Origin of the sequence: Endozoicomonas sp. (genome assembly GCF_051008435.1) — a bacterium.
Taxonomy (GTDB): Bacteria; Pseudomonadota; Gammaproteobacteria; order Pseudomonadales; family Endozoicomonadaceae; genus Endozoicomonas_A.
In genome coordinates this window covers 19,996-31,080 of record NZ_JBPCXO010000392.1, presented here as the reverse complement: position 1 = coordinate 31,080, position 11,085 = coordinate 19,996, and the positions used below count along the sequence as shown (strand labels likewise).

Below are 11,085 nucleotides of genomic sequence, written 5' to 3'. Positions count from 1 at the left end.
AGAACGAGTCGAATTATTCGATGGATTCGTGAGAATAGTTGACCTATTTAATCGAATTCATCGAATAATTGGGCCGTTCTTTCTGGAATTTAGGCCGAAATAGTCTTAAGTCCGACAGGCTCCTAGCCTTCGATTTACAGAAGTTCCGGTTGCATCAATCGGCCTATACCCCTGGGTTGTCTCTCTGGAAAACAGTGCTGTAAGAACTGTCCACTGCACAGGCGTTCAAGTTGCTCCAGAATGGATATTAACCGCTGCTCATTGTATTGATGGGACATCCGAGGATGTCATCAAAAACACAGACTGCCTTTCTGTCGGGTTCAGAAACCTGCCTGGAAATCCCAACATCAAGGTCGCAAGGTTCAAGATTAATCCCTATTACTCATTCCGACTCTCGGATTACACCCATGATATTGCTCTGCTCAGACTGGCACAAAGTCAGCCTCAAACCCAATTCCCCGTAATCAATGACAGACCCATGACCGCTCAGGAGTTGCTGACCAGGATGACGACTGGGATAGCTGCAGGTTATGGCCATGGGAATGGAGAAAATCTTTACGCCGCCGCTGTCAATATTGGCTCTATCCAGAGGACAGCGAACCATACTGCCCCTGCAGTTTACGCAATCAGATACCCGGGAGAGGTAGAAAAAGGAGACAGTGGAAGCCCATTATTCCAGGAAAGAGATGGAAAGCCTCCTCTACTGCTCGGCCTATGCACTCACAGGGCTTTTAACTCTGCATATTGCCTTTCAGTGAGCCGATTTATTGATAACTTTATTCACACATACACGGGATTGCTGGGTCTTGCTGATCTGGAAAATCGACTGACTATGAACATCACTAACATGACGGATCCAGCACTTTACACTGAAACCCTGCCTTTACTGGAACAATCTGAAATTGACAGCCTTTGTTTTGCTCCAGATTGTATGGACGAATTGGAATGCCAGGGAGAAAGCCTGTTAATAGGCCTGGTCACCACAGGAACTGTCATCGTATTTGGAGTCATAGTCTCTGTGATTGCTTTTCCTGCCTGTATTTATCTCATTTACAGAACAGTGGGAGGCCATCACTGATGGCCTTTGAGTTATCGTCCGCGTAAAAACAGTTTATCCAACTGATCCAGCGTCAGCAAAGTCCAGGTAGGCCTGCCGTGATTGCACTGTCCACTGCGCTCTGTTCGCTCCATATCTCTGAGCAAAGCATTCATCTCTTCGATTGAAAGACGACGATTTGCTCGTACCGAGCCATGACAGGCCATGGTGGCCAGTACTTCATTAATCTGACTTTCCACACGATCACTGCCACCATGCTGTATCAAATCTGACAGCACATCACGAACCAGCTTCTCAACATCGGCACTTTGAAGCATGACCGGCACCTGTCGAACCAGAAGCGTTTCTGGCCCCATGCGCTCCAAAGCAAGCCCCAATTTTTTGAAATAATCAGTATTCTCTTCTGCACAGGTCGCTTCACGATCACTGACCGCAATGGATTTAGGCACCAACAGCGGCTGCGCTTTAATGCCATCAGCATTCCATGAGATCTTCATCCGTTCATAAGTGATGCGCTCATGTGCAGCATGCATGTCGACCACTATCATGCCCTGCTCGTTTTCAGAGAGAATATAAATGCCTTTCAACTGGGCAATGGCAAAACCCAACGGTGGGATATCTGCTGTTTGTTCTGGCAAATTTACCGACACAGGCTGAGTAGCTGGCACGTCATTGACGGCTACAGACTGACCTTCCTGAAGAGCGTTTCGTTCCTGAGCACCAGCAGCATACAACTCACTGTATGCCTGTATCTGCTTCTGAACCTGTCCTGGCTGAGGCATGTCTCTCGCTACTCTTGCACCCGAAGCTGATGACGAGTGCCCGGCCCCTGCTCCAAAGGCATAGGATGGGGTGGCGGGAGCCAAGGACAACGGCATACTTTCCTGATTTTTGAACTCTCCGCCTTCAATACCGGAAGCCTGGGTTTGGGGCTGCGAAGACAGAGCCGCCGAAGGCAGCTGATCTTCTGGCGACACCTCACCTAAAGCACGATGCAAAGTACTGAACAGGAAATTATGGACAGTCCGGCCATCTCTGAATCGAACTTCATGTTTTGTTGGGTGTACGTTGACATCCACCAGAGCCGGATCAAGCTCAAGGTATAAGACAAAAGTCGGATGTCTACCACCGTACAACACATCACGGTAGGCTTGGCGAACAGCATGAGCCACCAGCCTATCCCTGATGACCCGACCATTCACAAAGAAGTACTGAAGATCTGCGCTGGATCGGGAAAAAGTGGGCAATCCCACCCAACCCCAGAGCTTCAGCCCGGACACTTCGACATCAATAATCACCGAGTTTTCAATAAACTTCGGCCCACATAAGGATGCAACCCTGCGATCTTTTTCTGCCTGAGTACTGCAGGGTCTCAACTGATGGATGCTGCGCTGGTTATGTCTGAGAACAAACCCTGCATCAAACCGTGAGAGAGCCAGTCGCTTAACCACCTCTTCCAGGTGTGAAAACTCGGTTTTTTCTGTTCGCAAAAACTTACGCCGGGCCGGTGTATTAAAGAACAGATCTTTAACCTCAATGGTGGTGCCAACCGGATGAGGAGCCGGATTGACCACCGCCCCCATATCACGGCCTTCAGTACGCACCTGCCAGCCAGATTCCTGCCCCTCAACATGAGAGGTGAGCGTTAAACGGGAGACCGAACTGATGGATGCCAGAGCTTCGCCCCGAAATCCAAGGGTATCCACACCTTCAAGGTCCTCCAGCTCGGAAATCTTGCTGGTAGCATGTCGTGAAAGCGCCAGTGCCAGATCATCTTTGGCAATACCGTGTCCGTCGTCACGGATACGAATCAGTTTGACCCCACCACTTTCCACCTCAACATTGACTCTTTTAGCCCCGGCATCAAGACTGTTTTCCAGCAACTCTTTAACCACCGACGCAGGGCGTTCAACCACTTCACCGGCAGCGATCTGGTTAGCAAGACGGGTATCGAGTAAACGAATAGGTTTCATAGAGGCAGGTAAATCCGTCCGATTTTATAAGCATTGAATGCCAGAAAGACTATCAGTCTCTATCCGCTTTTGCCAAGTCATTAGAACCCCAACAAACTGTACACCAGTGTGGGCGCCCAGCTCATTGTAAGATCAACCAGTGCGGGAGCCGCATTGCGATCGTAGTACAGGGCAGAAATCTCTTTCTTGAAATCCTTGAGTCGCCACAGAGCCAGCATGGCCGGGATAAACTGACAACCGGGAATGGTGTATCCCAATAACGTCAGAGCTGGCAGCAGTGGACTGGCTGAGCCACAAACTTTGGCTACCTGGAGAATACGTCGCCCCAGGTTTTCACTGATTTCATAGTGAACCCGGTCCTTCATGACACCTTTAAGCAACTGCTGCAGTTGTTCTACTTTTTCTTCTGACACAACCTGGGTGGCTGCCCCTTTTACCTTCCCCCCTGTCGGCGTCATAATATCCGCAGACTTGACCAGGAACTCCCAGACCTTATTTTCAAGCTCAGGCACTGGTATACCGGTCAGCACATCAATAACCGGTGGTTTTTCCGGTCCTGGTGTCTCTTTTACTTCTTTTGCCAACGCTTCCAGCTCTTTTGCCAGCTTGCACTGCTCTTCCTGAGCTTCAATTTCTTTCTGTATTTCTTTCTGTATTTCTTTCTGTATTTCTTTCTGTTTCCAAACCTTCTCGGGCACCAGCTTTTGTCGCCTGAGGCGCACAGGATTTTCGACTGGAGGCTGTGCAGGCCTGAGGCTAACAGAGCTAGACGGTGAAGGCGGAGCGACTGCAGACTGATCTATCCTGACCATCTGCTCACAGACTTCAGGCATGAGCTGAACCAGAGCTTCTACCTGTTTTTTTCTTTTGGGAACATACCCCAGTGTTGAGTAATGAATCAGCAGAGAAGCGGTATCTTTCAGCCAGCCCAGCAGCCCCTCTGAAGAGGGCTGAGTAACAGCATCAAGTACCGGGCACTCGGTAATGACCTCATACGATTCCAGCAAATCCGATAAGTCGACTTCAGGTGTTTCAAGCTCTGGAGAATAATCAGGTAACCTTTCAAATTCTTCAATTGAGCGATTATCCAGCGTTTTAATGGTATCGCTGAAAATTCGATTGCCAGCTCGGCTGACAGAATTATTCTGATTGAAAAGATGATCCGGGCGCGCACGGGGAGACAGCTCATCCGTTGATGAGCGGGTCGAACTGACGGGTGATGAATTAGCTGAAGCCCCCACATGCATGGCTGGATCCCCCCTTGGATTTTCCACATACCGGCAATTTATGGGAAAACCCTCAGAAAGGGACTGACCAGACTGTCAGCACTGCTGACAATCTCTATGGGCTCTAGGAGCCTGTCGAATTTATGCTCGAAAGCATAAGTCCGACAGGCTCCTAGTTAGGGATAACCAGCACCTGTCCTGTTCTGATCCGGTCAGAACGGCTGATTTGGTTGGCTGTTTTCAGGGAACTCAGACTGATATCAAAACGACTGGCAATCTCTGACAGGGTATCACCCGCCTGGATCACATACTGGTCTGGACGAGTATTTACCTTACCGTCAGCCTTAAGTTTGGCCAACAAAGTTCCCGGTGGCGGCTTTTTCACAAAGTAACTTTTGACACCTTTATAAATCTGCCGGGCCAAAGAACGCTGATGACCACGGGTTTTCAGCTTCCGCCCTTCTTTCGGGTTAGATATAAAGCCAGTTTCAACCAGGATTGAAGGGATATCAGGTGACTTCAGAACCACAAAAGCAGCCTGTTCAACTTGCTTCTTATGCAATCTGTTGATCGTACCTATGTTCTTCAACACCATATCCCCGACTTCCAAACTGGAAGACAGTGTTGAGGTCATCGACAGATCCAGTAAAACGCCCGCCAGAATATCGTCCTTGTCACTCAGGGAAATACCCCCTTCCCCGCCAATCTGATCCGTCAAGTTTTCCCTCTGTGCCAACCAACGAGCAGTCTCTGATGTTGCACCACCTCGAGACAGAGCAAACACAGAGGCACCGTTCGCTCTGCGATCAGTAAAAGCATCAGCATGGATGGAGATAAACAAGTCTGCCCCTGACTTACGGGCAACACTGGAACGCTCACGCAGTGGAATATAGTAGTCTCCGGTTCTCACCAGAACGGGTTTGAAACCAGGCTCTTTTTTCAACAGGGCAGCAAGGTCTTTGGCTATGTTCAATGTAACCGCTTTTTCATGCCCACCACCGTAGGCCAAAGCACCCGGATCTTCGCCACCATGGCCAGCATCAATAGCCACAACAATATCTCTTCTGGAACTCAGTTGGCTGGGCTGTCGTACTGGAGCAGTCGTTTTTGCCTGGCCATCAAAGAGATCCACCACAAGACGATAGCCGTATGTGGCATTAGGTTTAAGCAGGAAGCTTTTGCTGGTGACCTTATTTTTCAGATCCAGAACGATGCGTAAATCTTTTTTGTTTCGAACACCATAACGAATCTTGCTGATAGGAGTCGTGCTAAGGCTGGGAGTACCCACCGTAACAGGCTTTCGTGCACCACGAATATCTAGCACCAGCCTTCGTGGGTTATCCAGAAAGAACTGCGAGTGGGCTACCTCGCCGGAGACGTCAAACACCAGACGAGTTTTATCCGGAGAACGCCAGACACGGATATCATTCACCTGCGCCGCAAACAACTCCAACGGAAGAAACAACAAAGCAGCAAAAAGCACGATGTAGCGACTGATAATAACGCCTATCATCGATGTATCGGTTTTTGCTGTGTTATCAATTTTTCTAATGAAGAACTTCCTTATCCCTGACGACATTCACCCTCCTGCCGTCCCTGAAGCTGCTTCAACATAACCTTCCCACGCTCAGTCCCCGCTTTGATCAGGCTCTTGCGTCCTGGCAGGTTATAATCCAGTTGCACTTCCAGATCGGCATCTGGCAAAGCCCCTTTACCTTTACAGGGCCACTCAATCAGACACAGGCAGTCTTCTTCGAAATAATCCCGCCCCCCGATAAACTCGAGTTCTTCAGGATCCGCCAGTCGATACAAATCGAAGTGATAAACCTGCTGACCGTCAACATTGTATGGCTCAACCAGCGTATACGTAGGGCTTTTAACGGCCCCCTGATGACCCAGGCTATGAAGAATGCCCCGGCACAACGTGGTCTTTCCGGCCCCCAGATTCCCCACCAGATAAATGACGGCATGACCGCCACTGACTTCAGCCAGCTCCTGACCCAGCTGCACCATTTCCTGCTCATTATCAATCAGCAGTTCAATCCTGCCTTCCATACACTCACTATTGCGTTAAATAGAACGGGAGTAACCCGTTCATTATTCATTTCTGTTGGCTATTTTATTTAGCTGACTTCTTATATGAGGAACTGTTTCCAGCGCCAGCATGCCCCTTTCACCCTGCAGCTCTGCTAACCGATCTGCCCCTGTTGCATGTAGCCAGACTCCTAAAGCTGCAGCAGCACTGGCTTCTATCCCCTGAGCTGCAAGAGCGGCGATCACACCGCTGAGTACATCACCCATACCAGCTACCGCCATGCCCGGATTACCGTCCGAGCACAGATTCAGGTTTTTTCCGTCGTATACCAGAGTTCCCGCTCCTTTTAATACGACCACTGCTCCGTACCGGTTGAATAGTTCTTTTGCAGCATGAACCCGATCAGCATTTATTGTTGAAATCCGGGTTTCCAGTAATCTCGCCGCTTCACCCGAATGAGGCGTGAGAATCATCGGGTACTTTCGGTCTTTAAGCAACGCCGGATCTTCCGAGATAAGATTGAGGCCATCGGCATCCACCACCACCGGACACTCGGCTTTCAGCACTTCAGTGAGTAACTCCCGGGCCCACGAATCTTTTCCCAAACCAGGCCCTACGACCAAAAGATCTTTGCCTTCTATTAACGAACGAAGGTCTTGCGCACCTGAGACAGCCGATGCCATTAACTCTGGTCGACGGGCTGCCAACGCCAGTAAATGTTCCTGACGAGTCGCTACTGTGACCCTTCCGGCCCCAGAGCATAATGCTGCTTCAGCCGACATAATGGCGGCTCCCGGCATGCCATGATTGCCGGCCACCACCATAACATGTCCATTGTCGCCTTTGTGTAAATCCCTGGCCCGGGGGTTAATCCAGTGACTCAGTCTGGTTTCTGACAATCTCAACGCTTCACTGGGGAAGGCTTCATACACCTCTTCTGGCACATCAAGATCGGCAAATTCAACCTGTCCGGACAGCTCTTTTCCTCTGCCTGAGAGCAGACCTATTTTCATACCAATAAAAGTCACCGTCACATCGGCTTTTATGGCAATCCCCAGAGGCACACCTCTATCAGCACAGAGACCCGTTGGGATATCAACGGCCAAAACAGGTCGACCCAACTCATTGATACGAATGATGGCATCCTTATAATGCCCCTCAACCTCTCTTGTGAGCCCCGTCCCTAACATAGCATCAACGATAACATCGCCGAAGAGCAGGCTCTCTGGTGTAAATGCTTGAACTTCAACGTCTTCGGCTATGCATGCCTCATAGGCTGAACGGGGATCCCCCGAAAGCTTGTCTGGAGATGACAGGCAGCAGACAGAAACAGAAATCCCCCGTTTTGCCGCCAGCATAGCCACCAGATAGCCATCTCCGCCATTATTGCCGCCACCACAGAAGATCTGCAGTCGCTTGCCATGAAGAAGATCTGGCCAGTGACTCATCAAGGATCGAAAAGTTGCCCGAGCTGCCCGATTCATCAATTCAAAGCCATTGATCTGAAAATCATTGATCGCCGTACAATCCAGTCGACGGACTTGCTCAGCGGTATACAGCCGGTCAACGGCGCTAATTTGAGCGCTATCGTACATAAGCATTTACCTTTGCCTTTAGTACTCGAAACTCATGTATTTGTCCTCTATGGGTTAACCCATAAAACGGCTATCTGACTGCGTTATACTTGATTGCCATAGAACAAACTATGCCTTCACAAGTAAGCCGTTCATAAGATCACTTTAAGGGTTCACTGAACCGGATAAATAGATGAGTTTCAAGTACTAGCTTACCCTAATCTTGATGGGCAAACAGCTATGAGTCTGTCTACGATGTGGCCCGTAATCAGGCTTTTCTCTCGGGTCTGCCTTTTCTCACAACGTATTTTTCATTGCTCATGAAATCAATTAAAACGCCCGGCTTCAGTCAGGCCGCTCTCTGTTTTTCTGGTATTTTTCTGCTGATCTCAACAGGTATTTTCTGGCTGGAAATCAACCTTCATCTCTTGCTGATCATGGCTTTGGCTTGGGCCTGCTTTCATGGTCACCGGCTGGGGTACTCCTTCCATTCGATGCGCTCAGGCATGAGTGACGGTATCCAGAAAGGTCTGGGGGCAATTTATATTTTTATCATCATCGGGATGCTGGTCGCTGCCTTCATTGAGAGCGGTACTGTGGCCTGGCTGATTTACTATGGTCTGGAGTATCTCAGCCCACCCCTGTTTTTGCCTGTCAGCCTGATACTCTGCACACTCATGTCACTCTTAACCGGAACCGCATGGGAACGGTTGCTACTGCCGGCGTAGTCCTGTTGGAAGTTGGCTCTGCCATGGATATTCCGCTGCCTTTGATCGCAGGCGTTGTGATTTCAGGGGCCAGTTGTGGAGACAAGCTGTCCCCGGTTTCCGATACAACCAACCTCTCTGCAATGAGTGCGGATGCTCCGTTGTTCAAACACATCAGAGTCATGGCGTGGACTTCACTTCCTGCTTACATCCTTGCCTTGATGCTTTTTACAGCCATCGGTTTCTCGTACAGCGTCAATCAGAATTTGCTGGGGTCTACCCGAGTCATGCAGGAAGCCTTGTCATCCAGTTTTTCCATTTCGTTATGGGCTTTGCTGCCAATGGCAGTCATGGTGATCTGCAGCCAGCGCAGGATGGCTCCTGAAATTGCCATGCTGGCCAGCATTATCACCGCTGGCTTTATTGCCCTGGCAGTACAGGATGTCAGTGTGAGTCACTTTTTGAACAGTCTTCAGAAGGGGCACCAGGCTGATACAGAGTTGGCAACACTGAACAGTCTGCTCAGTCGCGGTGGAATCCAGAATAGGATGTGGACACTGTCACTGTGTCTGATTGCCCTGGCCCTGGGAGGTGTACTGAACAAAGTGGGCATAGTGACGGCCCTGCTAAAAGGTGTGATCTGTCGCGTAAAGAGTACTGGGTCTTTAATTGCCACCATAATCAGTACCGGACTGCTCAGTAACATGTGCCTGGGGGAAGCTTACCTTTCCATTATTCTGGGAGGACAACTCTACAAAGAGGCTTATCAGAAACGAGAATTGGACCCTGCCATGCTGTCCAGATCACTGGAAGAAGGTGCAACCCTGACGACCGCCCTGATCCCCTGGACCACTGCAGGACTGTTCTATTCGGCCACACTGGGGGTCAGTGTTTTGGACTTTGCTCCATGGGCACTGTTCAACCTGCTCAGCCCCTTGCTGGCTATCGTAATGGCCTTTCTTGGTATAGGGATCTTCAAATCTGAAACAGATTCTCAGGGTGCAGGCTATCTGTCAGAGAAAGGCTGACTGTCCTATCAAGGTAATGAATGACCTGAACGGGTTGAGTCAGGCCACCTGTATGTCCCGGATATTCTCCAGACGAGAGACAATTGACTGCTTAAGGTCTTCACGTTTAAAAGGTGACAATCCCTTCAGACGAGTTACGTCCAACATATGAAGATGAAGCAGGGGAGCTCTTTGATTGAATTCTCGCAAATCACCAGTGGTCACAATGGGGACAAAGTACTTACCGGGAAAACGATCTTCATAAGCCTTGGCAAACATCTCAATGCCTCTTTCGGCAAGCACAGGCTTTGTCTTTCGTCCTTTGCTTTTCGGTAAAGCAACATGCAGCTCTTCACGGCCGAGAATTTCGCCGGGAATCACAAAGATACCGGAAGCCCGGGTTGCATCCTGCTCGATTTCAAAAAAGGTGTCGTGATGAGCATGCTGATTGGGTAATACCACCAGCTTTTCCTTGTTATAGGTGCTCCAAAACACATCGTAGTTGGTGTAAATCTGTGAAGTTCCAGGACTATATACTGCAAAGACCGTTCTCAATGAATCAAAAAAGTCTGCAGCTTTTTTCTTTTCGTTAAAATGCGAAATATCCCAAACTACGCTACTGGCACTTTCCATTTGCACTGCCTCTAGCTAAATACCTACATTAAGCGGAGAGAATTATAATAATCTGATTCAGGTTTTCCTGACACAAAAATCCGATTTATGACTTACTTCTCAAGCTTGTCCTTATTTTCCCTGTAAATTGTTAATTTAATCATGGTTTACAGGTATAGGAGCACTTACTTTACCTTTTTTTAAGCGCTCTCTCAAAGGGGGGTCAATCTATCAGACTGACATGGCTCTCTGTCCGCGCCCCACAGGTTTGGTTGTTACGCCCCCCACTGAGCCACCGTATGCACCACCATTATAATTTTTCCAGTCAGCGATTCGGTTCTGGGCAAGAATTTTTTCAGATCTGCCGGCTCCGGTTAAGCGTACGGCTACGATATCAATAACATTGGGTTGAACAATGGCCATGACAAAACCACTTTTTGTCATGGTAGGGTCATTCATCAAGCCATTAGTTTCCCAGGTGTAAAGCAGCTCCCAGCCGGCCACTGCCGCTTCGTATTCAAGATCCCGGTGCTGACCACCCCCTTGATAGATATGAGTGCCCAGCACACGTCCATTACCATCGTTATAGAGTTGGAAGGTACAACCGGAAAAGCCACCACTGGCAATAAAACCACTGACAATACTTTTTGAAAATGTAGCTTTATCGTTTTCATAGGGAATATAAACGCCTTCATAATCCCCTTTACTGGCTGGCTTAATCTGCAAACCACCATTTTTCTGGTGAGTATTGGCGTAATAAAAAGATTCTTTGGCATAATCAGGCAACGCCTTATCTGGCTTTGCCTGGCTTCCTACAGGCTGCTTAGCACCATCAATCCAATGGCAACTGGTTGGCGAGAGTGTTTTAAACTGACTGATATTGATCATTGGCTT

General features: G+C 49.0%; 10 protein-coding genes. 3 read left to right on the top strand and 7 right to left on the bottom strand.

All coding sequences use genetic code 11. The annotated features are described in order from the left end of the window. Positions 1–157 precede the first annotated feature (157 nt). Positions 158–1,078 carry a trypsin-like serine protease gene (locus ACR2PX_RS20105; RefSeq protein WP_434001145.1) on the top strand — a complete coding sequence of 307 codons (921 nt, stop codon included), beginning with the start codon at positions 158–160 and terminating at the stop codon, positions 1,076–1,078. An 11-nt stretch (positions 1,079–1,089) separates the two neighbouring features. On the opposite strand, the gene mutL is transcribed toward ACR2PX_RS20105, so the two are convergent. The 5 genes from mutL to ACR2PX_RS20080 all read right to left on the bottom strand — a co-directional run bounded on the left by mutL (position 1,090) and on the right by ACR2PX_RS20080 (position 7,886). Continuing rightward, positions 1,090–3,030, bottom strand: a complete 1,941-nt coding sequence (mutL, locus tag ACR2PX_RS20100; protein WP_434001143.1) for a DNA mismatch repair endonuclease MutL — start codon at positions 3,028–3,030, stop codon at positions 1,090–1,092. Between the two features lie 80 nt (positions 3,031–3,110). Further along, on the bottom strand, positions 3,111–4,277 hold the full coding sequence (locus ACR2PX_RS20095) for a hypothetical protein (protein ID WP_434001142.1): 1,167 nt from the start codon (positions 4,275–4,277) through the stop codon (positions 3,111–3,113). A gap of 151 nt (positions 4,278–4,428) precedes the next feature. Further along, the gene (locus ACR2PX_RS20090; protein ID WP_434001141.1) at positions 4,429–5,835 is read right to left on the bottom strand and encodes an N-acetylmuramoyl-L-alanine amidase; all 1,407 of its coding nucleotides are present in this window, start codon (positions 5,833–5,835) and stop codon (positions 4,429–4,431) included. After that, positions 5,820–6,311: a tRNA (adenosine(37)-N6)-threonylcarbamoyltransferase complex ATPase subunit type 1 TsaE gene (tsaE, locus tag ACR2PX_RS20085; RefSeq protein ID WP_434001140.1), complete on the bottom strand. Its 492-nt coding sequence runs from the start codon at positions 6,309–6,311 to the stop codon at positions 5,820–5,822. The genes ACR2PX_RS20090 and tsaE overlap by 16 nt, the downstream gene beginning before the upstream one ends. 42 nt (positions 6,312–6,353) lie before the next feature. Continuing rightward, positions 6,354–7,886, bottom strand: coding sequence for an NAD(P)H-hydrate dehydratase (locus ACR2PX_RS20080; RefSeq protein WP_434001139.1), 1,533 nt, complete (start codon positions 7,884–7,886; stop codon positions 6,354–6,356). Positions 7,887–8,185: 299 nt separating this feature from the next. On the opposite strand from ACR2PX_RS20080, the gene ACR2PX_RS20075 reads away from it, so the two are divergent. Both ACR2PX_RS20075 and ACR2PX_RS20070 read left to right on the top strand, forming a co-directional pair. After that, positions 8,186–8,593 (top strand): hypothetical protein, encoded by a 408-nt coding sequence (locus ACR2PX_RS20075; RefSeq protein WP_434001138.1) that lies wholly within the window; start codon positions 8,186–8,188, stop codon positions 8,591–8,593. Beyond that, positions 8,566–9,600, top strand: coding sequence for a Na+/H+ antiporter NhaC family protein (locus ACR2PX_RS20070; RefSeq protein ID WP_434001137.1), 1,035 nt, complete (start codon positions 8,566–8,568; stop codon positions 9,598–9,600). The genes ACR2PX_RS20075 and ACR2PX_RS20070 overlap by 28 nt, the downstream gene beginning before the upstream one ends. Before the next feature lie 39 nt (positions 9,601–9,639). Here ACR2PX_RS20070 and ACR2PX_RS20065 read toward each other — a convergent pair whose 3' ends face one another. Then, entirely contained in the window at positions 9,640–10,212 is a 573-nt protein-coding gene (locus tag ACR2PX_RS20065) for a hypothetical protein (RefSeq protein ID WP_434001136.1), read from the bottom strand. Positions 10,213–10,422: 210 nt separating this feature from the next. Next, positions 10,423–11,079 (bottom strand): hypothetical protein, encoded by a 657-nt coding sequence (locus ACR2PX_RS20060; RefSeq protein WP_434001135.1) that lies wholly within the window; start codon positions 11,077–11,079, stop codon positions 10,423–10,425. Positions 11,080–11,085 lie beyond the last annotated feature (6 nt).

Coding starts and splice junctions, on each gene's coding strand:
- ACR2PX_RS20070 (WP_434001137.1), top strand. CDS start 8,566: ATGGGAACGGTTGCTACTGCCGGCGTAGTCCTGTTGGAAGTTGGCTCT.
- ACR2PX_RS20075 (WP_434001138.1), top strand. CDS start 8,186: ATGAAATCAATTAAAACGCCCGGCTTCAGTCAGGCCGCTCTCTGTTTT.
- tsaE (WP_434001140.1), bottom strand. CDS start 6,311: ATGGAAGGCAGGATTGAACTGCTGATTGATAATGAGCAGGAAATGGTG.
- ACR2PX_RS20090 (WP_434001141.1), bottom strand. CDS start 5,835: ATGTCGTCAGGGATAAGGAAGTTCTTCATTAGAAAAATTGATAACACA.
- mutL (WP_434001143.1), bottom strand. CDS start 3,030: ATGAAACCTATTCGTTTACTCGATACCCGTCTTGCTAACCAGATCGCT.
- ACR2PX_RS20060 (WP_434001135.1), bottom strand. CDS start 11,079: ATGATCAATATCAGTCAGTTTAAAACACTCTCGCCAACCAGTTGCCAT.
- ACR2PX_RS20095 (WP_434001142.1), bottom strand. CDS start 4,277: ATGCATGTGGGGGCTTCAGCTAATTCATCACCCGTCAGTTCGACCCGC.
- ACR2PX_RS20065 (WP_434001136.1), bottom strand. CDS start 10,212: ATGGAAAGTGCCAGTAGCGTAGTTTGGGATATTTCGCATTTTAACGAA.
- ACR2PX_RS20080 (WP_434001139.1), bottom strand. CDS start 7,886: ATGTACGATAGCGCTCAAATTAGCGCCGTTGACCGGCTGTATACCGCT.